The organism is Bifidobacterium sp. ESL0819 (genome assembly GCF_052606245.1).
Map to the genome: position 1 here is coordinate 620,720 of NZ_CP199587.1, position 25,383 is coordinate 646,102.

Below are 25,383 nucleotides of genomic sequence, written 5' to 3' on the forward strand. Positions count from 1 at the left end.
CGGGCCATTGAAAGCAAGGATCAAGGAGTGCCGATGAGCCAGGATGATCAGAAGCAGGTCAAGGCCGGCAATCAAGGTGTCAGAAAGCCCCAGAAGGGGAAGACCAAGGCCGATGAATCCGCACAGAAGTCCCTTCGGTCTTCTTCACCGGCCACTCCTCCAACTTCTGCAGCCAGCAGAACGACATCTAGACGTTCTCTAAGAGCCACAGCTTCGGCTGCCGATCCTGTCAAGGTATCCTCGGATACACGTCCCCATGTGCCCCGGGCCCGGCGTATGCAGCTGTCCCTGACCCGGCTGGAGCCTTGGTCAGTAGCTAAAGTCACCTTCCTGCTGGCCATCGCCGGGGGCATCATTCAGGTGGTGGCCGCTGCCCTGCTCTGGTTCCTGCTCAACGCCATGGGGCTCTTTGATAATCTGACCCAAGTCATCTCCAAGACGGGCCTGGATGCGGGCGGCTTCGACCTGGGCCAAGTGCTGAGCCTAGGGACGGTTCTGAGTTCGGTGACCATCTTCTCTATTTTTGAGATTGTCATAGTAGTGGTTCTGGTCACCATTTTCGCCTTCCTCTACAACCTGGTCAGCTCCCTGGTGGGTGGCATCCACGTGACCTTGGGCGACGACTGAGCTCTTCGTCAGCGCAGTCAATCGGTCGATAGAACCGAGAGCGATTTAGACTGGGATTGTGCTCTCGACATACTTGGACTACTTCAGCGGATCCTTCGGCATATCTTTGGTCTTTTGGCCCCTGGCTTCGCTGATCCTGACCCTGCCCATTCTTGCCCTGATCTACAACCGTTATCACCGGCTTCGACTGACAGCAGCCATGGCAGCCTATCTGACCGTCTTATACCTGCTGGCCTTGGTCTTCTTCACCCTCTGGCCTATGCCAGACGACCGTGCCGCCTTCTGCGCCACCCATCATTTAAATCCCCAGCTCAACCCGCTGCAGTTCCTCACCGACCTGAGCACAGGCGGGCGGATGGCCCTGCTGCAGATCCTGCTCAATGTGGCTTTCTTCTTGCCTCTGGGCTTCATTATGGGTCGGGTCTTCCGCTGGCGCTTCATCCTGGCTCTGCCGGTCGCTCTCCTGGTCTCCCTCTTCATCGAGACGGCCCAGCTGACCGGGGTTTTCGGCATCGTGGGCTGCGCCTACCGACTCTTTGACGTGGACGACCTGATTTGGAATACTTCAGGCGCCATAATTGGCTACCTGGTGGCCATAGTGGCCAACAAACTGGTTCCCACCCGTCAGGCTGACGCCGCTCAGCTGGTCACCAACCCAGGGTTCATACACCGTGCCGTTTCCCTGGCTCTGGATCTGCTCCTGGCCACCATCCTGTCCATGTCTTTGGGGATGGGCGTGACTTATGCGATCCATCGCCTGGGCACCTATCAGCTGGACGGCCACTACTGCTTTGGCGGGTTGCTGATCTCTCCATCCGCTTTGGATGCGTTCGGAACTGTGGTGAATCTGGCCATGCTGCTGATTTTCGAACTGCTCATCCCTCTGTCCCGTCGTGGACGGACACTGGGCGCCACCTTCACCCACATGACAATCGAGACCAAGCAGCGGCATGGGTGGTCCCGCTTCCTCTTCTATCTGTTCAGGACTGCAGTCATCCTAGCCGTCTTCGGCCCTTGGACCGGCAGCGTTCAGATTGCAACGCGCATCCTGGCTCTGCTCCTGCTGGTCTTCTATCTGATCAAGCGGCAGATGCCCTATGACCTCTTGCCTGGGACAGCCTACCGAGAGGAAGACATAGGTGCAGAGGAATCCGCCGTCGACCGGCGGGGGTGAAGCCTGACCTCGGACAGGATGATTGCGGAGAAGATGATGGCGAAGCCCAGCAAATGGGTTGCCGTCAGCTCTTCGTGCAGGACCAGGACCGAGACCAGCATCCCGAACAGGCTCTCCGAGCACAGGATCAGCGAACCTTGGGCGGCTGGAACCCTGGAAAAGGCAATATTTTGGAAGTTCTGGGCCATCAGGGTTGAGATCAGCGTCAGATACATCATGGAGCCCAGGGTCGAAGGCGTGAAGTCGGCCGCGCTGGGCAGGGGATCGAAGATCAGCGCGCAGACCAGGAAGAGGATACCGCCGAAAAGCAGCTCCAGATAGGTCAGCGTGGGGGCATCGAACTTCTTGGTCAGGAAACCGGTGATGACCAGGTTGACGCCATAGAGCAGGGCGCCGGCCAGAGTCAGCAGGTCACCAGTGCTCAAAGACAGCCCCTGTCCCCCGCCGTGAGCCGGCAATGAGATCAGAGACACACCCAGAATGCAGATGGCAGCCGCGACGAAGTGGCGCAGGGCCGGCCGTCGACGTGCCAGGATCCAGACCAGGAAGGGCACAAAGATGCAGTAGGTCGCCGTAAGAAAGGAGTTGCGGCCTGGAGCGATGGTGGTCAGCCCCATCATCTGCAGACTGAAGGCCGCCCAGTAGCTGACCCCCAGGATCAAACCAGGGACCAGGGTGTGTATGGCCCCGGTTCTGCGCAGCCGTGGCAGCAAAAAGGGCGTCATGATGACGATGGCACACAGAATACGAATGCCCATCAGCCAACGCACGGTCAAGGTCTCCATGGCAACCTTTTCGAAAGTGTATCCGGCTCCCCAGGCGGCGGCGGCCATCAGCAGCATCAGACGAGCTAGCCAGGTGGAGGGTTTCCAGGACGAAGAGGGTGCGAAGGTAGACATGTTTTGACTCTAATCGTGCCCGTCCACAAGCGAGACTCGATTCGCAAAACCCGCCATCCGTCCATTCGACTGTTGGACTCTGCGCTGACTTATGCCACGAAGATGGCATCTGGACTCAGGCAGCACCATACGTCCAGTCTGTGCACGTAGGCGTGCAGACCGGCCGATCGTAAAAGAAAAAGCGAGCAGTGCAAGCCATGTTCGCTTTTCTCAAACCAGCCCATCATGGCAAGGTAAAGGTTTCCTAGCGCATACGTGTGGTTGAAGACCACTGAAATCGGGCTGTGGATCGCAGTTTGTTCGCGTTCGACTTTGGGTAATCAGGGTCTGCCATGCGGACATCTCCGATATCATGGAAGAACGGTGATAACGGCGGCCACGAGTCCTTGGCCGACGGGTTAAGGAGTGTGCACCAGGATGATCAGAATCGCAGTGGTGGATGACGATTCCATCAGCTGTCGGACCATGGTCAATTACCTGAGTCGTTATCGCAAGGAGCGTCAGGAAGAACTGACAGTCAGCGTCTTCACCGATGGCAAGGCTTTCGCAGATGGATACCGGCCTGTGTACGACATCCTTCTTCTGGATATTCAGATGACCCCCATGGACGGGATCGAAGTAGCTCACAGGGTACGCGCCCGTGACGAGTCCGTGGTCATCGTCTTCATCACTTCCGCCCCCCAGTACGCCATCAACGGCTATGAAGTCGGTGCTCTGTCATATCTGCTCAAGCCCTTGCCTTGGTTCGCCTTCTCCCAGGAGCTGGATCGATCCATCGCTCAGGTGCGCGGCCGCGTGGATCTGTCCATTCTGATTACCGAGGGCGCCCGATCCACCCGGATCCCTCTCAAGGACATCGTCTTCATCGAATCCGTCCGCCACAGCAGCGTCATCCACACCTTGGATTCCTCACTGACTACGAACAGCACTCTGAAGAGTCTGGAGGGCCAGCTGGACCAGCGGGGATTCTTCCGCTCCAACTCCTGCTATCTGGTCAATCTGGCCCATGTAACGGGCATGGAAGACCAGGACTGCATTATGTCCACCGGTCAGCGGCTGCGGGTCAGTCGACCCCGCAAGAAGTCTTTTATGACGGCTCTTACTGCTTACGTGGCAGGTCGGCCATGACAGCCACCCACATCCTCAACGCCCTGCCCGATATTCCCCGGCTCTATACGGCCATCAGCGAGTGGCTAGGTTGTCTGGTCTACCTGTTGGCCATCGGTCCGAGAGCCTCTCGTTTGCGGATGGCATCGGTCCTTCTGCCTGGTCTGGCAGTGCTGATCGTAGTTCAGTACTGGGCTGGCACCCTGCCGATCGCCTTCTGGATCATCAGCATGTGCCTGGCCGTGGCCTGCATGTATGCCATCATCATGCTGGCTTCAGGGTTGGGCGCGCTGGATGGGGCCTATTTGCTGGCTCGTGCCTTTGTGCTGGCTGAGCTGGTCGCCTCCCTGCACTGGCAGCTGGACTCCTTCATGCGGCCTGCCAGCCACAGCCTGTACGACCCGGCCTCCCTGATCCTCCTGGTGCTGATCTACGGTGGCGTAGGGCTGCTGGCCTGGATGGCAGAGCGGCGCAATTTCGCTAACGCTCAGCCTTCTGTGCCGGGTCGAAGCGTTTTCATAGCTGCAGTCATCGCGGTGGTCACCTTTGCCATGTCCAACCTGAGCTTCGTCTCTACCAACACCCCCTTCTCCGGTCGGGTCGGCCTGGAGGTCTTCTACATCCGCACCCTGGTGGACCTGTGCGGGTTCGCCATGCTCTATGCCCAGCAGGAACAGCTGCGGGAGAGCCATACCAGCGCCGAGTTGGCATCAATCAACGCTCGGGCTTACAGCCAGCATCGGGAGTACATGCGCTCCAAGGAGAATCTGGAGGCCATGGGCAGGCTTGCCCACGATCTCAAGCATCAGATCGCCGCCCTGCGCTCGCAGATGGATCCTGAGCACAAGTCCCAGGACTTCGAGGAGCTCGAGGCTGCGGTCGGACGATATGGGTCCCAGCAGCACACCGGCAGCCCTATCCTGGATGTGGTCATGTCGATCAAGGAGCGCATCTGTTCCGAAGAGGGGATCACCCTGACTATGGTGGCCGATGGCTCGCTCTTGGAGGGGATGTCGCCCATGGATGTCTCCACTCTCTTCGGCAACGCCTTGGACAATGCCATTGAGGCTTTGAGAAAGGTCAAGGAACCCGACCGCCGCCTGATCAAGGTGGCCCTGTATGCCCGGGGACAGTTCGTGGTGATCCGCATTGAAAACTACTTCGCCTCGTCCCTGAATTGGAAGGGCAATGGTGAGCTGGCCACCACCAAGACCAGGACCGACGATGGCCTGCACGGGTACGGGGTCAAGTCCATCCGTCATATAGCTCACCGATACCAGGGGGAGATGACCCTGCGCACTGAGCATCACTGGTTTAGTCTTTGCGTGCTCCTGCCGAGGGAGGGCGATCAGTTGAAGCCCATGGCGGCCTCAGCAGCCTTATAACCTAGACGGATGGCCAGACGGCCCGGCCTGCCTGGCATGTTGATCATCCTGCAGAGCAGGGTGGAGCGCACGTCGGAGGCGATGACGGGGGAGCGGTGCTCCAGCCTGCTCCAGAGCATGTCCTTGTTCTGATAATTGCTGGGCTTGCGAGAGAGGATCAGGAAAACCGAGGTCACCACGCAGTTGATGGACAGATAGTGGATCATATAACGATAAAGTCCATGGGGAACCGTCCCCGGATCAGGTGTGGAATCCGCCATAAGCCCGTTGACAAGCAGCAGTTGCGAAACCCGGGCGATCATGATCGAGGTCTGCACCGACTGACCTTGGCGCCCGGTGTGGTAACGGTAGAAATTCGTGTCCAGGTAGAGCAGGGTGTGCACCCAGGGCAGAGGCTGATAGGAGTAGATGAAGTCCACGTAATAGGTGTGCTCGGGCAGACGGGTATGAGCCTGGCGGAGTACCTCGGTTCGCAGAATCAGGGCATGCATGATCATGTACTGGGCCAGCCCGAACCGCCGCAGATGGTTCCAGTCCAGCACCTGCCCCGGGTCCATGACGCTGCGGAAGTTGATGACCCGCTTATGCTTGCGGCCTTCCTTTTCATAGACGTAGTTGGTGACTACCATGTCCACCGGATTCGTACGTCGCGACTGGTCGCGCAGCTGGTCCAGAACCAGACTCAAAGAGGTCGGGTCCACCCAGTCGTCGGCATCGACCACTTTGACGTAGCAGCCCCGGGTGGCTGCCAGGCCGGTGTTGACTGCGCCGCCATGGCCCTTGTTGCTCTGGCTGATCAGACGGACAGTGTGCGGATGGCGTGTCCGGTATGACTGCGCCACCTGCGCTGTGGCATCTGTGGATCCGTCATCGACCACGATGATCTCCAGATCGTCTCCCTCTCGGCTCAGGAGCGAATCCAGGCAGGTCGGCAGATGCTGGGCCATGTTATAGGCAGGCACGATAAAGGTGAGAACAGGTGGGCTTGTGGAGGCCGGTCGGTCAGCTGTCATGAACGATCACTTCGCAAAAGAATGGGTCGGCGGGTATGTCGGCGGGGTTGCCGTAATTCCGCCGGCGGCCGTGGTATGAGACCACTGTACATGATTGGTCTGAAGGAAAGGCCCCGCCCCTCTGGCTGCCGATGTATGCCGGTTCATTGGCAGTCAGGGAATCAGGGCCGGAATTTTACTGGTCGATGGCCTCGGACTCTGTGGGTTCTTGGCGGAAGATGACCTTGAAGATGGGGAAGAAGACCCAGAAGGAGATGGCCGAGTTGATGATCATGGTGACCAGATCAGCAATGGTGGTCCCTAGGCTGCCCCAGTTCAGGGTGTGCTGGAAGAAGCCATAGATAGGGTCCTTGTACCAGCCCTGCAGCGCCGCTGCGATGATGGTGATGATCACGTAAGCTACCAGGTACCAGAAAGCCGCCTTCCAGACCGATGAATTGGACTTGAAGGTAATGTTGCGCTGGAGGAAGAAATTGATGATCTGGGCGATCAGCAGGGTGATCTCCACAGCAAGGAAGTAGGCCAGGCCGCCTCCGCCGCCATGGCCGATGGATCCGGCCGCGTAGTCGAACAAGTAGTAGGGTTTGCCGCCGACGGTACCCATGCGCCAGATCTGGAAGTTGGTGCCCACCAGGGAAGTCTCGTTGAAGATGGCCTTGAGCACGGGCATGAGCACCAGCTGCAGGACGGTGACCCCGTTGGACAGGATGAAGAAGACGATGAACTGGGCCAGAGTGGTGTGCCGATCGCTGAACCGCCGCCACCAGCGGACGATCGCCCACTGCGAGGCCGTCGTCGCCTTCCCCTGGGTCGGCTGTCCGGCCTGCTGGCTGTGCTGATCACTCATGATTGAGCTCCTTTCCGGTCCTGTGGTTGGCGGACATGTTCCTGAAGAATCCGGCGATGAATCCGCCCAGTCCCCGCCATAGATGGCCATTGGGGATGCGTACGATGGCCTCGACCATGGCCGTGTCGATCAGTCCGTTGGTCATCTTGGCCATAGCTCTGGGGGGCATGTTGAGCAGGAAGAGGGTGTTCAGGTCGGGATTGCCGGTCTTGGCTTCGTGGCGTCTCTCGCTCTTGGTCAGGAAGCTGGCCACGAACCGTGCCAGGGCGCTTCTGGAGTCCTTCCAGGATGAGAGCGGGTCGTTGACCCCGAAGGTGCTGACGGCGCCCTGTCGGACCACCGGATGGCCGAAGAGGGCCGCTAGGGCGGCATCGTCGACATCCTTGACCCGGCCGGTCAGGTAGGCGCCCAGAGCAGGGTCGGGACTCTGCGAATCGACGGTGCCTTGGACCGTCAGATGCTCGCTCAGCTCCATGTTGCGGGCGTCAGACCCGATCATGATGGTCCAGTCGCCGGACTCGACCTGCCAGGAGTTGCTGGCTGTGTCGAAGTGCCGGAAAGTCGTCTGATCAAAGTCGATGCGGACCTGGGTTGATTGACCGGACTCCAGGCTGACTTTCTTGAAGCCCTTCAGCTCGCGGACTGGCCTGAGCACACCACCCTTGGGCGCCTGGACGTAGAGCTGGGGGACAGTGGCCCCCTGTCTGTCCGAGTCGTTGGTCAGAGTGAAGGTGACCCCCTCGTCGTCCACGGACAGATCGGCGTAGGTGAAGTGTGCATAGGACAGGCCGTATCCGAAGGGGAAGCGTTCCTCTACGTCGGCGGTCAGGTAATAGCGGTAGCCGACGAAGGGGCCCTCCCGATAGATCGACTCGTGCGCAGGGTCTGGGTACCAGTCGGCGCTGGGGCAGTCGGCGTAGGACTTGGGCCAGGTTTCAGCCAGGTGGCCGGAGGGGTTGACCCGACCCGTCAGTATGTTCAGGGTGGCTGAGGCCCCAGCCTGTCCGGACAGTCCTATGTAGAGCACGGCATCGCACTGATCGAACCAGTCGGTGGTGACGGGGGAGCCCGCCACCAGGACGACCACCAGGGGCTTGTCCGTTGCGCCCAGGGCCTTGATCAGGTCGACCTGGTTGCCGGGAATGTCCATGTGGGAACGGTCCAGGCCCTCTGACTCGCTGCGCTCATCCAGGCCCACGCAGGCGACAATCACGTCAGCTTGGCCAGCCGCAGCCACGGCCTGGTCGATCAAAGACCGGTTCTTCTCGCCATGGCGTTCGTAGCCCTGGCTGTAGGAGGCCAGCTCCAATCCGTCGCCGTTGCCCTGCCTGAGCAGGTCCAGCATGCTTTCCTGCTTGGCTGCGTTGACCTTGGAAGATCCGGATCCCTGGAACCTTGGGGTCTCGGCCATATCCCCGACCAGGGCGACCCGGGTGCCGGCGGCCAGTGGCAGGCATCCCTTCTGGTTGGCCAGAAGAACCGCGGATCCTTCGGCGATGCTCCTTGCCACCTGATGGTGGTCCTGTATCTGGTCCGTGGTCAGGCTCCCATCGGAGTCCATGTCGGCGTGGTAGGTCAGCTTGGCCAATTGCGCTACCTCTTCGGCCCGGGCATTCAGGTCGGTTTCGTCCAGGCTGCCCTCCTGCACGGCTTTGGCTATCTGGCGGACGGAGTCGTATCCGGCCTGAGGCATTTCAAGGGAGGAGCCATTGGCAGCTGCGGCGACAGCACTGTTGGAGCCGCCCCAATCCGAGACCACCATTCCGTCGAAGCCCCACTCGTTGCGCAGGATATCCTTGAGCAGGTGGGCATTCTCGTTGGCATAGGTACCGTTGACCATGTTGTAAGAGGTCATGATGGCCCAGGGGTGGGCCTGGCGCACGGCGATCTCGAATCCGGTCAGATAGAGTTCACGCATAGTGCGCTCATCTACTATGGAGTCGGATGCCTGTCGGCGCAGCTCCTGGCTGTTCATGGCAAAGTGCTTGGGGGTGGCGGCCACGCCCTGGGACTGGATGCCTTCGATAAGGCCTGCAGCCATATGACCGGCCACCTGGGGATCTTCGGAATAGTATTCAAAGTTTCTGCCGCACAGGGGGTTGCGCTTGATGTTCATGCCCGGGCCCAGGACCATGTTGACGCCCAAGCTTCTGGCCTCGTTGCCCAGCGCCTGACCCATGGTCTTGGCTAGCTCCGGATCCCATGAGCAGGCCACGGTGCCGGCTGTGGGGAAGCAGGTAGCGGGCTTGGACTTGCCCATGCCCAGATTGTCCCCTGATCCGGTCTGGCGGCGCAGACCATGCGGGCCGTCGCTCAGGACCATGCTCGGGATGCCTGCCCTCTTCAGGGCGCGGGTCGCCCAAGTGGATTTTCCGGAGAGCAGCGAGGCCCGTTCCAGAACTGTTAGATCCTTGACTTCCATAGTGTTCCTTTTCCGTGACGGGGGTTAGTCCTGCGGCGGGAGCCCTCGTTGCTTCCACGATCGGCCTCGAATTGGTGCTGGATTTCATTATTCGCCGACTGCCGAGGTCTGTTCGGGCGGGTTGCATAACCTGTTGTTTTCCCGGCATGGGTGCGCTGTCTGTACGCCAACAGGTGTGCTGATCCGCCCCCCGGCGGAAGGTGTATAAGTCCTTCCGGCGGGGGGCAAATCAACTGAGGTGGAGATCAGGCCGTTGGCCCATGGTCAGGGCTATTCTCCGACGGCGTGGTCTCCATGCTGGCCGGATCCTGGGCGCGGGTCTGTCGGGCATCGTCCGCCAGGTCGCTCAGCGTGCTCACATCGACAGCGCTGCGCCGTGCCTTGAATCTTCTGAAGGTCAGGTACTCCAGGGCCAGGAAGATCAGAGCCAGCACAGCAAGCGCCACATAAAGGGCGATCTGCCAGGTCGGGGTCTGTACCTTGGGGTCGCCGCTGGCGTACTTGTATCCATGCACGACTGTGTAGAGGATGTTATGGCTGGCCTGGCGCATGGCCTTGACCGAGGTGGCGCTCTTGTCTTTGACGTGGTTGGTTACATCCGTGGTAGCCAGCATAGCGTCGTTGCCGTTGCGGATCAGCTGATCGGCGTTCTGATATCCGTAGACGCCGAAGTAGTCGGTCAGCACCATGCCACGGAAGCCCCATTCGCCGCGCAGCACATCCTTCATCAGTGGCGCATAGGCTCCGGCATAGGTTGTGCCGATGTAGTTGAGTGAACTCATCGCAGCCTGAGCACCGCCATTGACCACAGCCATTTGGAAGGGCTTCAGATAGATCTCGCGAATGGTCTGTTCGTTGATCCAGGTAGCTAGCATGTTGAGGCGGTTGGTCTCCTGCTCGTTTAGAGCGAAGTGCTTCATGAACGCATAGACACCCTTGGATTTGGCTCCGGCGACCTCGTTGGAGCCCATGACGGCGTTGATTTGCGGATCCTCTGAGAAATATTCGAAGTTTCTGCCGGCAAAGGCGCTGCGGTGGATGTTGAAAGCTGGTGCATACCAACCGGAAACATCCATGTCATGGGCCATGGTGCCAATCATCCTGCCATATTCAGAGGCCAGGTCCGGATTCCAGGTGCAGGCCATGGAAGTTGAAGACGGGAAGCCCAGAGATCCGACCTTAGTGAAGTTGTTGTTCAGCGCAGCAGGTCCATCGGCATCAGTTAGCTCGATCTTGCCGATGCCTTTGACCGGTTGTGTCCCATACCCGCTCATAGCGATCAGGCTATCCATGTCCTTGACGCTGAGCTGGTCCAGGAGCTTTTCCCACATGGGGTCGTCATAGGACTTGTTGCGCAGCTGATAAAGCCTGATGCCGTTGCGGGCTCCCGTTGTAGGCATTGCGTCATCGGCCTTATCCAGCTTCTTGGGATGATAATTGTCATTATTCAGGAACCTGGCCTTTGCTTGCTCGGGCATGTCAGTGCTCTTTGGCGCTGCTGTGGCTTCTGCATAGTTGGCAAAATGACCAGCACGCGACAAGTAGGTCACGTTGCCTTTCAAATCGCCGAAATGATTGGTTGCCGCGACCTTATCGACTGAACGTGGATTGCTCTGGTTGTAGATGACGGATTTATTGATTGCAATAGCGTCCGACATAATGGGTCGATGGGAATCAGAGCGGATCGAGATTTCGTAGTTCCCCTGATCAAGTACGTAGGCCTTCTCCTGGTTGGCATCGTAAGAGGCCATATCCTCATCCTTGAAGGAGATAGGAATGGTCTGACTCTCTCCAGGCTTTAGGACCTTGGTCTTTTTGAAGGAGATCAGGTTTGCGCTGGCCTTCTCGATGCCGCCATCGGTGTATGGCGGATCGAAGTAGACTTCGACTGCGTCACGGCCGCTCGTTGTGCCTTTGTTGGTTACTGTCACATCGAAAGAGATTTTCCCGTTGTCGTGTTTGATGGGGCTCATACGCTGGGTGAAGCTCGTGTATGACAGGCCATATCCGAAGGGGTACTGGACCATCTGGTCGTAGTTGATCAGGCCTTCTTTGGCGGCTGTTTCCCAGAACCTGTACCCGACATAGATGCCCTCGTTGTAGTTGACGAAGGTGGGAGTAACGGTTTGTGGCTTGCCAGTGAATCCGGTGTAGGTAGCCTGATGGTCATCCATGTTGGTATATGTGAATGAACCAAAATTATGATAAGTCGGTGTTGCGCTCAGGTCGCGCACGAAAGTGTCTGAAGTCCTTCCCGAAGGGTTGGTTGTGCCCTTGATTACTTCGCCCAAAGCCGTAAATCCAGCTTGCCCCGGGGGCGGGCACCAGAGGACGGACTTGATCTGGGGATATTGACCCACAAAGTTCAGATTGAACGCATTCGCGCCATTGTAGACCAGAACGACTTTGTCGAAAGTACCGGTAACTTTGGCGATCATGTCCTTCTCGGGCTTGGACAACTCCAAGAAGCTCTGGCCGTTTTTGAAATCGGGAGCAGATTTATCGTTGTCATGGTAAGTGATGCCCTTGGCTTTCATGTTCATCGGAAGATCGGCACCTTCTCCGCCGACTCTGCCGATGACGACGATGGCGGTATCGGAGAAGTGCGCAGCATTGTCCATGAGCTTCTTGGAATATTTTGTAGCGTCTGGTTCCGGCAGTGTCCAATCCTGGGCGAACATGCCTACGGTCGGTCGGTCGGCACGGTAGTGCTTGTAGAAGTCGGACAGCTCGATGTTGGTCTTCAAACCTGACTGGTGAAGACCGTCAAGCAGGCTGGTGGTGGGATTATCGGCCGACATGGAGCCGGATCCTGTGCCGCCGTAGACGGGGTTGGTCGAGGCCCAGCCGAAGACGTTGACCTTCTGCTCTTCCAGAGGTAACGCATGATCGGTGTTCTGCAGCAGGGTGATTGACTCGCGTTGGATATTCTTGGCCAAATTCCTGGCTGCAGTCACCGTCGCAGGCTGTAGCTCATGTTTGCTGGTGGACTTGGTGATCAGGTTGGACAGGGGTCCCAGAAGCATGGTCGCCAGAGCCACAACGACAGCTACGAAGGCCACCAGCCAGGACTGGGAGTGGATCATCTTCCGGTTGGCTACGTTTTTGACGATGTGCTTGTTCACTGCGACTGTGATCAGCAGTGCCAGTATCAGAAAGACGCCGATGACCGTCAACTGCGGAATCAGCGACTTGAGTACGGCGACCACATCGCTCAGATTAATGTTGAGCATGTTCGCTACTTTCTTCCGTTCTCTGCCGAAGCTTCACCCGGTCACGACTATGGACCGGTCACGAAGTAGACGGAGCATTTGAGCTGTGATCCGCCTCCTGGGTGGGCGAGCGACCTTCAGCTGCATCGACACGCCTTTATGCCACGATTCCAGTCAACCATTCATGAGCTTTTTTATGGCAGTACATGCGTGAATTGTCGAATTTGCCGCATAACCTGATCTGATTTGCGATGTATGTTGACGAATATGCAATGCCATATGCGACCGGCGCCTAGAGGAAGGAATCGCAAATCCGGCGCTCATAAAGGCCTATGTCATGGGAACGGATTTTCTGGTCCCAGAAATCACTCTGCTTTCAAGGTTCCGGTCGATTCTCGTTCGATCAGGTGGCCTGGCAGTTCCACCAGCTTGTTCCAGTCAGCGGTCCGGCCGCGTCCTTGATCAATGTCGTCGATTTCCGTTTTCAGTAGATCAAAGGCCTTTTCCCCTGCCTTGAAGAAATCCTGGTGGATCGTCGTCAGAGAGGGGTTCCATATCTTGGCGATAGGATGGTCGTCGAAGCCTGCTACTGATACATCTTCGGGCACCCGACGGCCCACATCGTTAAGTCCACGGATGATGCCCATGCCGATCTCGTCATTGCCGGCGAAGATGGCAGTTACCTCAGGCTTCCTTCCCAATGCCGCCCCTATGCGTTTGCCGGAATCAGGATCCCAATCAGCCTTTATGGGTGCTGGCGCCGGCACTCCGGCATCCTCGCAGGCGGATCTCCAACCTGCCAAGCGGCTATACCCACCAGCGCCTCCGGGAATGCTGACGTGATACACGGTTTTATGCCCCAGCTCTAAGAGATAGGAGGTCATCGCATACCCTCCATCGCGCTCCTGCATGGAAATTTGAGTGACATCCGGCTTCCGGTTGCCGGCTATGAGAATGATGGGCAGGTCCTTGTTTATATAGGCGAAAGCATCGTCGCTGACTTGGTCGTAGTCAAGGAGCACAATGCCTGCTGGATTCTGGTCCAGAATCGATTGGATGCGTTGGCGTGACTGCTCGCCAGCCTCTGTGCTAAGGACACCGATATTTAGGGTGTATCCTGCCTTTTGCGCTCTCTCTTCGATGCCGAAGATGGTCTGAGACTGGCCGAATAAAGTGGTATTTGTCGATAGAACAGCGATGGTCTTGGTCCGCTCCTTGACCAAGGCTCTAGCGATGGGATTGGGTCGATAGCGCAGGAGTTTCACTGCCTTGGCGATTCTGTCGCGTTTTTCCTTGCTGACCCGTTCTGGGCTGTTCAGATACCGGGACACGGTAGGAACCGAAACCTGGGCCAGGACAGCGACATCTTTGATGGATGCCGGTTTATTGTGATCGACCGTCCTAGCCATACCAACTCCCATACCCATATGCCCGTCTCATGTCTGACCATCGGATGAGATGGATGCATATCTGCAGAATCAGACTGACGGATCGGCATCTGTTTGTCCGTCCTTTTGGCCGACCGCCGCTGTCGACTGGTTTACGGCCACTTTTTATAGTACATGGGGAGGCCGGACGCGGGCGGCGTTGTGCTGATACCCTGCCGCCAGCGTCCGGCCTCCTGTTTTGGTTTACTTCACTGCTCCACCGGTGATGCCCGAGATGATCTTACGCTGTGCCAGAGCGAAGATGATCAACAATGGCAAGCTCATCAGAATGATGTAGGCGAAGATCAGATGCCAGTTGTTCAAGTACAGACCTGCAGAGGCAACGTTGTAAAGGTTCAGCGGCAGCAGATCCATCTTGCCGGAAAGTATGAAGAGCGAGTAGAAGACGTCGTTCCAGATATAGAGAGTAACCAGAATGGTCGCCGTAGCGAGCGTCGGTCCTAGGAGGGGAAGGATGATCGTGAAGAATATCCTCATGGGGCTGGCTCCGTCCATGCGCGCGGCCTCCTCAAGAGAAATCGGTATTGTGCGGATGAATCCAGTGACGAAGAAGATGACCGTGGACAGGTAGATTCCGACGTAGACCCCGATCATTCCCAGAGCCGTTCCTGACAGGCCGATGATCTTGAGCAGCATCATAACGGTCACTACTGCCGGAGGCAGAACAAGGCCGGAGATGGAAAGGGCGTACACCACAGTCATTGGCTTGGTGGCTCGACGGGCAAGTACCCAGGATGCCATAGAGCCCAGCAACAGGGCCAGAAAAACCGAGGGCACTGTTACGATCACCGATCCGAAGAAGGCCTTGATCATTTTGCCGTCGGTGATGACGGTTGAGAAGTTCTGCAAAAGCTGCCAATGGCTGGGCAGACTCATTGTGGGGCGGATCGCCTCGGCCTGGCTTTTGCCGGCAGTAACGATCAGAAGCCAGAAGGGGACGCCTAAAAGGATCAGCATGACCAGAACCACCAGCGCTGCATGGATGATCGCTCCGGTTTTCGATCGCTTGTTCAACGTCGCGCTGCTTTGAGCCGGGGTGGTTGTATCCGGCGTGTAGGTTGCCGATGTCATAGGATTTTTGCCTCTCTTCTCCGTAGGTAGATGATCAGGGGGATGGCGATGATCATCACCATGACAAACAGGACCAGGCTCATGGTTGTCGACTGCGAGTAGAGTCCCTGGCCGAAGGTTCTCCAAATGAAGATGTTCAGTATCTCTGTGGATCCGCCAGGTCCTCCTCCTGTGGTCGCCTGGACGATGTCGAAGCCGTTCATGGAACCCAGGAGTGACGTGGCGACATTGAAAGTAAAGGCCGGTGCCAACAGCGGGAACTTGATCTTCCAGAATATCTGGCGTTTGCTTGCACCATCGATGCTTGCAGCTTCGAGAACGTCCGAATCGATGGTTTTGAGCCCAGCCAGGAAGATCAGCATGGACAAGCCCATCCATTTCCATCCGTGGATGGCTGCGACGAGCACGATGGTCCATGTGGTGTTGCCCAGCCAGGCCACGTCGACTGTCTGTCCCAGGAAGAAAGAGAGAATCTGATTGAGGGCGCCGTCGGATTTGAGCACAGCCTGCCATATGTAGCCGACGGCCAAGGCTGACATGATGACCGGTACGAAGAACATGACCCGTGCGAATCTGTTGATACGGGTGTCCTCTTCGAGAAAGACCGCCAGGATCAGACCAAAAGTGTTCTGGAATATGGCTACGAGAATGGCATAGACCAGGGTGATGCGCAGATCCCGCATCAGGGTGCCCGAACGGAACAGATCGACGAAATTGCTTACCCCGTTGAAATCAATCGTCTTGCCGAAGGCCGACCAATTGGTGAATGCGTAGATGAAATTCATGATCGTCGGGATGAAGAAGAAAATCAGCAAGACTACAAATGCCGGAATGACGAATTGCAGCGGGTAGTTCTGCTTCATGAGCGTTTTGATGGGATTGACGGGGGTGATCGATCTGTTCCTTCTTCGCCCTCCGTGAGGTGTGACCCCCTCGGTTGCATGGTTTACCATACTTATCTGCTTTTCCTTCCATGAGATGGGCATCAGGATCAGAAGCTCCGGTCCTGATGCTCATCAGATGCCGTGCATGATGACCGCTTCCGGCTGTTGTCGTGATACATGCAGCTACCGGAAGCAGGACAAAGACAGGAGTCTTTAGAAGTTCTTGGCTCCTTGTGCTTTAGCCAATTGAGCGAACTGGTCCTGGGTCGCCTTGGTCACATCCTGAGGCGACTTCGTGCCGTTGACCATATCGGCCAAATTGATGTAAAGGTCAGGGTTTGCTATGGCCAGAGACTGCATGGAGCCGACGCCGGTCTTGATCGCGGCTGCGGAATCCACCAGGGCCTGAGGAACCGAATCAGGGGATTTGACCCCTTTCAGCACGGAGATGATCTTCTGATCCTTGACGAAGTCTGCGTATCCGGTGCTCATCCAGTAGTTGATGAACTGACGGGATGCGGCTTCCTTCTTGCTGTCTTTGCTTCTGAAGGCCACCAGTGCGTTGTTCTGTTCAGGGATGATGGTTCCGATGTTCCCATCCTTGGAAATGGGGAAGAAACCGATTTTTTCATCCAAGGCCTGTTTGTCGTTCTTGGCCAGAGCCGCCACGGCATTGAAGAGCGAATTGACCTGGATGATCATTCCGGTCTTGCCGTCCCAGAGAGCTGCAGCCTGATCAGTGTCCTTGGCTGATCCTGCATCCTTGTTGTAGAGACCTTCGTCGAAGAGCTGCTTGTAGTTGTCGACTGCGGTCTGAATGGTCTTATCGGTGAACTTCTCTTTACCGGTATTGACGCGGTCCCAAAGGCCGTTCTGAGCTGCCTCGGCCAGTTGGACGGAGACTGCGTACTGGGTGCCCCATTGTGAGCCTGCCATTTCGAACAGAGGGGAGTTCACGCCGGGGACATTGGCTGCCTTGATCTTCTTGGCTGTCTCGACCAAGTCGTTCCAGTTCTTAGGCGTCTCTGTGATACCGGCCTTTTTGAAGACTTCCTTGTTGTAGAAGACGCCCTCAACTGGCGGGGTGGAGAAAAGGGCAGCATAACGGGTGCCGTCCACCACGCCGCCAGCATCGGCGATGCCTTGGGTATAGTTCTTCACCCAAGGCGCGTTGTCGAGCTTCTGCAACTTGTTCTGGGCGATGAAACCAGCCAACATGGATTTGGTGGGTTGCCAGAAGGCCAGATCGGGTGTATCGCCAGTCGTGATCTTCGTCTGGACATTCTGCTCATATGGATCGGGGATGGTCTGGACATCAATTTTGGCACCAGTAGCCTTCTCGAAGTTCGAGACTACTTTCAGCGGGATCTTGTTGGAATTCTGAGCCACCCACATTTTCAGCTGGACTCCGTCGAGTTTCTGCGTCGCTGCAGGCCAGTAATCCTTAGATGTCGTATCGGCACTGTCATTGTCTCCAGTCGAGGGATTAGAACACCCGACCAGGGAGAAAACCATGGCGCCGGTCAGAGCGATGGCCGCGCCGACTCGGGTTGCGTTGAATATCTTCATTGAAATTCCTTTCCTGTGTTCCGCGATCCTTCGCGGAGCTTTCTGCCCATCATGAATGGCTAATCGGAAACCCCGGCTCGGAGATGTTGACGCCCGCCGGTGATCCCCTATAGGCGACTTTGGCCTTGTCCCCCCTTTCTTGTGATCAATAAGGTTCGGGACGTGAATTGATGCTCTGGCGCTTGTAAATGCAGCTTGGCATTGTTCTGGTCCCAAAGGATTTTCCATGATGCGAATCGTTCGCTCGTTGGGAAGATGGTGTGGACGTCAACAGCTGACTCAGCGAAATCAGGTAGGGGCAGGGTCATATCACTTTCCGAGGCAGCGGGATCCCTGGCCCACACCGTCACTAGGACGCTTTGGTCATACCGAAGACCGAGGGCCATCGTCTTGTCTGTCCACCCAGGCAGTCCCATGGGCCAAAAAGGAACAGCTCTGGAAACGATGGGCTGGACGTGAAGCTTGTATGCCTGTACGGCTTGTGCAATCAGGCTGCGCTGGTCCTCATCCATGGCATTGAGAAATCCAGAAATGAAGAACCTGCCCAACATGCTGGTATTCAGGTTGAAGGCGATTTCCTCCAGGCTCATTGAAGCTTGTGGATAGGCCCAGTTGGCTGTCTGCTCCGGCACCGTCATCATTGGCGAAGCCACCGCGATCGGCGGATAGAGACGATAGTCCTGCTGGTCCGAAGTTGATTGGACGCGGAAGTGACTGGTCTGCATGTAGTCTTCGCGCATGCCTCCCGACGAGCAGTTCTCAAGAATCAGATCCGGATAACGCTCATGCAAGGCATCCAACCAGTCGCAGTAAGCCCGATTATGTCCCAGAAGTCCATCGCCCAAGCTATCGGCTCGGTTGTCGGTGCCAGCTCCGGGAGAGACGTTGTAGTCGAACTTAAAGTAGCCGATGCCGAATTCGCCGATAAGCCTGTCTATGACCGAGTCCATATACTTGCGAGCCTCATCGGTTCGGAAGTCAAGCAGATAACGGTCCTGTTCGACAATCCGCCGACCATCTCGCTGGAAGAAGGCCGTGTCCGGCAGGGCTGCGGCGATAGGGCTGCGCACGCCCACGACTTCGGGTTCCATCCACAGGCCGGGAACCATGCCACGTGAGATGATGGCATCGATCACTTCGGCGAATCCTCCTGGGAAGCGCGTCGTGGAGGGTTTCCACTCGCCCACTGACGGCCACCAGTCGCCGGAATCGTCATACCAGCCGCAGTCGATGCAGAAGACCTGTGCGCCCACTTCAGCCGCGCTGTCTATCAGGGGAAGCAGCTTCTCGGTGGTCGGGTCGCCGTTGATGGTATTCATGTAGTCATTGAAGACCACTAGCGGATATCGGTCTTTGGCCACATGCGTGCCGAAGGTCCGCCGATAAGCGATCAGGGAATCGTAGGCCGACTGAAAGGAAGGGGCCAGAGTGACCGATGCCGGCACGGACGTGAAGGATTGTCCTGGTGCAAGGCGTTTTGACCAGGAATGATCCTCATTTGTGGGTCCTGACAAGGCCATGTAACCATCGACGGTGTAGTCGCCAACCTCCCATCGCCAGGCTCCGTTGTGCTCAACTTGAAAAATCCAAGTGGCTGTATGATTCCTGTTGCACAGGACCGCCAGCGGAGCCTGGTGACCTGTTGACCAGGTGCCGGTGGAGATCACCTTGTATTCATTGCGTGGATTGTTGCCGGTCAGCTCCTGTGAGAGCTTAGGGAAGAGCTCTTCTGTTTTTTCGGCGTGCCAGCGATTTTCTCCCAACCAGGCGAAGTCGCCATGAAGGAGCTTCCAGCTTCCTGCATCCTGTTCCGTTCCGGGCGTGGATCCGAACAGGCTGACCCAGCTGGTGACCGATTCAAGGCTGATTGGGTGGTTTCCTATGTTGGTTACTGTTGCAAAGGTCCGAAACATGGTCTGATCGGAGGGGAGCTGATAGGTCACGTCAGCCTGAAGGCCAGCGGTTCTGTCCTCCATACGCACGCTTAGTGTTTTGATATCGTTTTCAGTTTTTCCAGAATTATGAGAGACATAGCGCATGCCAGCTCCTATTGAAGTGCTGACCAGCCTGTCGCAGGCAATCCAATGGCCGAAGCCGGCTGCCGTAATCTCCACAAGGGGCAGATTGTCGTCGATTCTCATGTCCACATCGTCAGACGTGATCCGACCTATGCTGACCGGGGCGTCATCATCCCAATGAAAGAACAAGGATAGACGATTATTGCCCCATTGAAAGTCATGTGTCATGATGTCCTCTGCCATATGATTGCAGCCAGGTCAGGTGCCGGTGGAGATCGTGATGGCCGATAACCGCAAACAACCTTCCCTGCTTATTTGCCGATCGTCCCTGCGGTCTGAAGGATGTTCGCATCCCGATGATCGCAAAGGCCAATTCCTAAATCACAGAGTAATTTGAAAACGTTATCGCGTCAATCAGGCGTGTCGTTCCAGCCCGAGTTGCGAGTGCATTTGCGTGTGAAGCGGATCTTTCTTTGGCCATCGAAGGGATGGCCAAAGAAAGCCGCTAATCCGACAAAGCCATGCAGTGTGTCATGATCGGCAGTGTGTCATGATCGCTTGCCGCGAGAATGCCGAGCCGCCAAGAAGGCCGGAATGGAGATTCCTGCCAACACGACGGTTGCAATGAGGATCAGCATAACCGCGGATCCAGTGGATGAAAGTCGGGATGCCTGATCTTTTCGTCCTTCTGCTTTCGCGCCCGGCCCTGGTTTGGCTTGTGGATCGTTCGCAGACGATGCATGTCCGGGTGTTCCCGGCGTCAAGCCGCTCTCCGATGTCGCTGGAATCACCTGAAGACGGAAGGACGAGCTAGCCTTTCCGAGACTCGCTGTGATCGTGCAGTTGCCAATTTCAAGGGCGGACAGCATGCCTTGGGGGTCTACCGTTGCGATGCGTGGATTCGATGTGGTCCAGGTAATGGAGGCATCAGATGATTCCTTCGAACCTATGGATGTCGATGCGGATGCTACAGCAGTCAACTGCGATTTCTGGCCTTTGCGAAGCGTCATTTGGCCCTGAGCCAGGCCGGGCGCATGGATAGTGATTGAACCGGGTTCTGATGGACGTGACTCCAGGTCTTCAGATGTCGGCGTCCCGGTGGTTTCAGGGTAGAAAACCAGGGAGTCGATATTCGGCGCCACTCCCCAGGAGACAGCGCCTTTGCCTGTTCCTGCCGGATCCCAATTGCCCAGTGACAAGGCCCCTCCATCCGTGGATACCTGCAGCGAACGGTTCAGGAAGCTTGTGTCGGAATAGGTATACCGGAACGAACCTCTGGCGAGTTCGGGCCCGTGAGCATTACCCTGCCGGATCTGAAGTCCCAGGTCCACGATTTGCGGGTTGTAGTCGTGCCTGCCGATGAAGGCATCGTTGGAGAATCTGACTGCCACCATATAGTCGCCACGAGGAACCGCGCCTGCCGGAATGGTCATGGCGCCGACATTGTGCGTATTCACCTGCGGCTTGTTGTTGCTGTCCGCAACTACTACACGGGTGCGATCGCCGTATCCGGCTGGTCCGCTTTCAGTAGTGGCGAACTGGTTTCCCAGACCGGCCACGTACTGGTGGTTCTCGGCATTGGACGAATTCTCGGTGATGACGCTTGCACCGCCGTTCAATTGTTGGTCCTCCGCTTGAAGGGCGATCGCCGAATGACGCAGATCCTTGGACGCGGCAACCTGGACGTCGCGTAGACTCACACCTGACCCAGAGAGGTCCAGACTGTTGATGCCCTCGCTGAGCGCCACCTGCAGGCTGGTGGATTGCAGGCCCGAATAAGCGGCAGTGATTCCTGGGAGGGCTTTGCCATTCAGATTCAGCGCAACGGGTGTCCCCTTGGCGGCCCGATAGACGAGTCTGATTGTGTGGTATCCCTGGGACCAGGCGTGGATGAAGGCACGAGCATGGCCTGATCGAAGGTCAGCGAACCCGCGAGTGCCTTCACTGGAGAAATCGAGCGATGCGCCGTCGACCAGACGAAGCTGCGTAGCCGGGTAGTCTACGGCATCGCTGGTTCCGTCGCGATCCTCAGGAACCCTGTACAGGAGGAACTTGTCAAGGGTGTTGTCCAGCGCCGTCGATCCATGAATGCTGATGGTGTGTCGCCCTTGAGTAAGGTTCATCTCCAGCTGGGCGCTTCCCCTATACAGCCATTTTGCTGCGTCCTTCATGGCCAGCTCGGCATGGTAGTTTAGTTCGCCGACAGTCTTGGCATCCACGCTGACCTGATTGGTGCCCGGGAATCCTGCATTGCCGCTGATCACTTGCAGCCTGTACCTGCCGTCAGCAGGCGCTTGGACCTCCCAGTCTGCTGTGGCCCCGTCCTTGAAGTTGCCGACATCGCCGTTGCCGGATGTCATGAAATAGCTCCATCCATTGCCTGAAGGCGTTTTGTCATAAGCGCGGGCGCCACCGGATAGATGGGTCCGTTCAGCTTCTGCAACCTGGAGGTTTCGGCCCAGCTGGTCATCCGTGCGCAATGACCGGTCCTGATGCGGTGTGACCACAAGCTGGTATGAGGCATACCTATCCACGCTGGTTGTGGTGACGTCGAGTGTGCCATTGCGTACTTGAGCATTTGAGAGCGTATTGACGACGCGAGGAGTTGCGGCGATCCCGTCTGGCCCGGTAAAGGCATTCTCGCGTACTTCGACATCCACTGTGGAGCCAAACCCTGCCTTGTCCAATCCCGTCAGTCGCACGGTCACTGGAATGTTGGCTCCGGTATTCTTCACTTGATCGGCGTTCTCGTCGTTGGCGCCTCCGTATAAGACCGTTCCCTTATGGTTGGCGGTATCCAATGCCCCGATGCCTTGGAGCGAGTCGATTTTGTCGCGGTGATCGGAATCCACCTGAACAGTCTGATCTCCTCGCAGGTCTCCGTACCATTTGAACTGCCACCATCCTGCATTGGCGGCATTGGCATTGGCCATATTGTCTGATAGGTTGCCTGCATAGTTCCAGTAGGCGGTCTCGGCCTGGACCTTGGTGTCCTCGAACATGCTCATCCATTGCACCAGCTGACCTGGTACAGACATGTCACGCAGCTCTCCGTACTCGGTGATGTTGATCTTTCTGGCAGGCACGCCGATGTCGTGTTCCAAGGCTCGGTAATTTGCGTAGTGGGTGCGATAGTTCTGCAGACTCTCTTTGCCTAGCTCATGCCAGACGAAGATATCCGGCAGGGTTCCCGCTTCCTTGGTGTGGCGCAGAAAAGCCTCTGATCTATTCTGCCTGAAGGATGAGTCCCCAGGGCCGGCTATGCGGGCGTGCGCTGCTGTGGGGCGCACCTTGCTTGGTTTTTCGCCGGTTTTATATTGTTGCCAGATGGTTTGTATCAGTTGGTAGTCTGCGTCCCAGTCGTTCAGGAAGGTTGTTTTGAACAGCGGGTTCTGAGCATCGTCGCCCGTGTAGTACCAGTTGCCGCCGTCCGGCTCGTTGAAGGGGATGAAGGTGTACTGGTCAGGATGCTCTGATTGGGACAGGATTTTGTTGACCACGATTTCGACGACCTCGCCATAATCCCAGCGCTCATTGGGCTGATCAGTGTAGGTGCCGTACTTGGGATCGCTGACAGGAACGTCAGTTACATAGGATCGGTCATCTCCTGGGCGTGAACCATGGTTATAGGACCAATCCGGGTAATAATCCTGCATGTATACGGCCAGCTCCCGTCCTCCATTTGCAAAGAACTGGTTCTCCAAGGCCAGGGCGTCTCCGCTTGGGTGTTGGGAGCCTGTTGGCGGCTTCTGCGAGGAATTTTCCACACGGGCGCCATCAAGAATGGCATCTGTCGGCGATCCCTCGTCGCCCAAGCCGTACAGGGTTCCCGAGGCTCCGCCGAGGAACTTTCCAGTTGTCTTGCCCATATCGACTTTGAGGACTTGTGCTGGTTTGGCTTCATCGGCGTAAGCTGCCGGCAGGACGCATGTTCCGGCCAGTAGGCTTGCGCTTGCTGCCAATGCTAAAAATGTCTGGTATTTTCCCATAATGCGTTTCTTCCATCGGAATGCAAGGCAATTGCTCGATTCGGACGGTTCAGGATCCGAGTGAGCGATGCCAAGAACTTCATTGTTCACGCGTTGGCCGTCTGATCCTCAACAGCAAGGTCATAATCGGCTGGGGTGCGTTGATAAGTACAAGGCTCCTTTCGTTTTATTGCTCGTCCTTCTTAGTGGATTTTTGCCGGTGACATCATCGACACGACAGGAAATAGCATATTATGAAAACGTTCTATCGTCAAATATTCGTAGATGATAAAGCCTTATGTCGCCTAAAATATATCACGTTCTGTATCGAGTCCTCAACATCTGGATAACGTTCTCACTATCTAGATGCAGCTAGCTATTTGCGAAGCCATTGGAGGGAGGAGAGGAAGGAAGATTAGGTAATTTCAGGGAAGGAAGCCAGCTCTGCTTCGACGATGATTGATCCGCTGGTTTACGAATATGCTCAGGCAATGGTCATTAATATTGAAATTAATAGGCGAATCAAGAAATATGCGGACTGTGCACGTTATACGCCTGGTTTCATCTTATTGAAGGTGATTTCAGCATGCTGGATGAGATATAGATAGAATGATTCCATGACTGGTCGCACCATGGCAGTTCCCAGCAGCTCCCGTCTGTATAGGGCGCAGATCAATGGCACGCACCTGGTTTTCTCGATGAATCCGGCGCCTCGCCGTGCTCCCATCATTCTTTATTTGCATGGTGGCCCAGGCGATGCCTGCATTCCGTTGACCATGCAGTACAACGCGGCCTTGGAACGTGATTTTCGTTTTATCAACCTGGACCAGCGGGGCAGTGGGCTGTCCTACCATCCTTTTGCGCCTGACGAGACAGTGACCATCGATTCGATGGTCGAAGATGTTCACCAGTTTGTGCTAGAGCTTCTTCATGCCTACATGCAGGATTCCCTGATTCTTATCGGTCATTCCTGGGGCAGCGTCTTGGGACTGGAAATGGTGAAGCGGTATCCCTCCCTTATCCGCAGCTACATCGGTCTCGGACAGGTCGTCAGTATGCGTGCCGCTCTCCGGTTACGGCGAAATTGGGGGCGACAGAGCCTGGGCCCTCGGCTCGGTTCGATAGTCAGTAGTGAGAGCGGGGCCGCTGACATGGTGCTGATGGTCGATGAACTGCTGTCTCGCGGCGGAGCTGCCATGCTGTTCGGATCCCTGGGACGGATCATGACCTACCTGCGCTCGCCGTACTACAACTGGTCACGTCTGCTCAACCATGCCAAGGGGGTGTCTCAATCCCGGGCGCGCTTGAATACTGAACTGGAGCAGGTCGATTTCAGCGGGCAGACCTCTTTCGGGGCGCCTGTCTATTTCATCAGCGGCAGGTATGACCGTCATCTGCCAGGCAAGCTGGTTGAGCAGTTTGCCGAAGGGTTGAAGAGCCCGCATCGGTTCATCCGTTTTGATCGGTCCGGACACTGCCCGCAATGGGATGAGCCTGACCGATTCGCAGCAACGGTTAAAGCCATCTGCCTGTAGCGCTTGATTAATAAGTAACGGCTGCCTCGTCGTCCGTGCTCATCCAAATGGTGGAAATACATCCTGCGAGGAGCTGAATCTACTAATATAAGTAATGGAAGATATTGGTTCGAGCCTCGCTGAAGAGTGCGCGGGGTTCCTGGATAGGCGAAGGTCGATGAAACGGGGACCGTGTCGATGAAGATCAACACGCCGTAGAATCCC

At 56.7% G+C, this 25,383-nt stretch carries 16 protein-coding genes; 5 read left to right on the forward strand and 11 right to left on the reverse strand.

The window, feature by feature from the left end; genetic code table 11:
* Positions 1–33: 33 nt before the first annotated feature.
* Together ACUIAD_RS02805 and ACUIAD_RS02810 are read left to right on the forward strand one after the other, a co-directional pair.
* Positions 34–627, forward strand: coding sequence for a DUF3566 domain-containing protein (locus ACUIAD_RS02805; RefSeq protein ID WP_181414367.1), 594 nt, complete (start codon positions 34–36; stop codon positions 625–627).
* Positions 628–685: 58 nt separating this feature from the next.
* Positions 686–1,801: a VanZ family protein gene (locus tag ACUIAD_RS02810; RefSeq protein ID WP_445343621.1), complete on the forward strand. Its 1,116-nt coding sequence runs from the start codon at positions 686–688 to the stop codon at positions 1,799–1,801.
* Here ACUIAD_RS02810 and ACUIAD_RS02815 read toward each other — a convergent pair.
* Positions 1,747–2,700, reverse strand: a complete 954-nt coding sequence (locus tag ACUIAD_RS02815; protein ID WP_445343622.1) for a DMT family transporter — start codon at positions 2,698–2,700, stop codon at positions 1,747–1,749. The genes ACUIAD_RS02810 and ACUIAD_RS02815 overlap by 55 nt on opposite strands.
* A 417-nt stretch (positions 2,701–3,117) precedes the next feature.
* Here ACUIAD_RS02815 and ACUIAD_RS02820 point away from each other — a divergent pair, with 417 nt between their 5' ends.
* Together ACUIAD_RS02820 and ACUIAD_RS02825 are read left to right on the forward strand one after the other, a co-directional pair.
* Positions 3,118–3,828: a LytR/AlgR family response regulator transcription factor gene (locus ACUIAD_RS02820; RefSeq protein WP_046322082.1), complete on the forward strand. Its 711-nt coding sequence runs from the start codon at positions 3,118–3,120 to the stop codon at positions 3,826–3,828.
* Positions 3,825–5,192: a sensor histidine kinase gene (locus ACUIAD_RS02825; RefSeq protein ID WP_110451450.1), complete on the forward strand. Its 1,368-nt coding sequence runs from the start codon at positions 3,825–3,827 to the stop codon at positions 5,190–5,192. The genes ACUIAD_RS02820 and ACUIAD_RS02825 overlap by 4 nt, the downstream gene beginning before the upstream one ends.
* Here ACUIAD_RS02825 and ACUIAD_RS02830 read toward each other — a convergent pair.
* The 10 genes from ACUIAD_RS02830 to ACUIAD_RS02875 all read right to left on the reverse strand — a co-directional run bounded on the left by ACUIAD_RS02830 (position 5,156) and on the right by ACUIAD_RS02875 (position 23,545).
* Positions 5,156–6,205, reverse strand: a complete 1,050-nt coding sequence (locus ACUIAD_RS02830) for a glycosyltransferase family 2 protein (RefSeq protein ID WP_110451451.1) — start codon at positions 6,203–6,205, stop codon at positions 5,156–5,158. The two genes, ACUIAD_RS02825 and ACUIAD_RS02830, sit on opposite strands and share 37 nt — an antisense overlap.
* Positions 6,206–6,380: 175 nt before the next feature.
* Positions 6,381–7,052, reverse strand: a complete 672-nt coding sequence (locus ACUIAD_RS02835; RefSeq protein WP_445343623.1) for a hypothetical protein — start codon at positions 7,050–7,052, stop codon at positions 6,381–6,383.
* Positions 7,045–9,474, reverse strand: coding sequence for a glycoside hydrolase family 3 C-terminal domain-containing protein (locus ACUIAD_RS02840; RefSeq protein ID WP_445343624.1), 2,430 nt, complete (start codon positions 9,472–9,474; stop codon positions 7,045–7,047). The genes ACUIAD_RS02835 and ACUIAD_RS02840 overlap by 8 nt, the downstream gene beginning before the upstream one ends.
* Before the next feature lie 245 nt (positions 9,475–9,719).
* On the reverse strand, positions 9,720–12,707 hold the full coding sequence (locus ACUIAD_RS02845) for a glycoside hydrolase family 3 N-terminal domain-containing protein (RefSeq protein WP_445343625.1): 2,988 nt from the start codon (positions 12,705–12,707) through the stop codon (positions 9,720–9,722).
* Between the two features lie 344 nt (positions 12,708–13,051).
* On the reverse strand, positions 13,052–14,095 hold the full coding sequence (locus ACUIAD_RS02850) for a LacI family DNA-binding transcriptional regulator (protein ID WP_445343626.1): 1,044 nt from the start codon (positions 14,093–14,095) through the stop codon (positions 13,052–13,054).
* 222 nt (positions 14,096–14,317) lie between these two features.
* Positions 14,318–15,148, reverse strand: coding sequence for a carbohydrate ABC transporter permease (locus tag ACUIAD_RS02855; protein ID WP_258333085.1), 831 nt, complete (start codon positions 15,146–15,148; stop codon positions 14,318–14,320).
* Positions 15,149–15,201: 53 nt separating this feature from the next.
* The gene (locus ACUIAD_RS02860) at positions 15,202–16,068 is read right to left on the reverse strand and encodes a carbohydrate ABC transporter permease (protein WP_110451759.1); all 867 of its coding nucleotides are present in this window, start codon (positions 16,066–16,068) and stop codon (positions 15,202–15,204) included.
* A 234-nt stretch (positions 16,069–16,302) separates the two neighbouring features.
* Positions 16,303–17,658 (reverse strand): ABC transporter substrate-binding protein, encoded by a 1,356-nt coding sequence (locus ACUIAD_RS02865; RefSeq protein ID WP_445343627.1) that lies wholly within the window; start codon positions 17,656–17,658, stop codon positions 16,303–16,305.
* Between the two features lie 107 nt (positions 17,659–17,765).
* A complete protein-coding gene (locus ACUIAD_RS02870; RefSeq protein WP_445343628.1) occupies positions 17,766–19,904 on the reverse strand; it encodes an alpha-galactosidase in 2,139 nt (712 codons plus the stop codon).
* Positions 19,905–20,224: 320 nt separating this feature from the next.
* Positions 20,225–23,545, reverse strand: a complete 3,321-nt coding sequence (locus ACUIAD_RS02875) for an Ig-like domain-containing protein (RefSeq protein ID WP_445343629.1) — start codon at positions 23,543–23,545, stop codon at positions 20,225–20,227.
* A 716-nt stretch (positions 23,546–24,261) separates the two neighbouring features.
* Between ACUIAD_RS02875 and ACUIAD_RS02880 the strand changes: the two genes are divergently transcribed.
* Entirely contained in the window at positions 24,262–25,179 is a 918-nt protein-coding gene (locus tag ACUIAD_RS02880) for an alpha/beta fold hydrolase (RefSeq protein ID WP_110451458.1), read from the forward strand.
* Positions 25,180–25,383 lie beyond the last annotated feature (204 nt).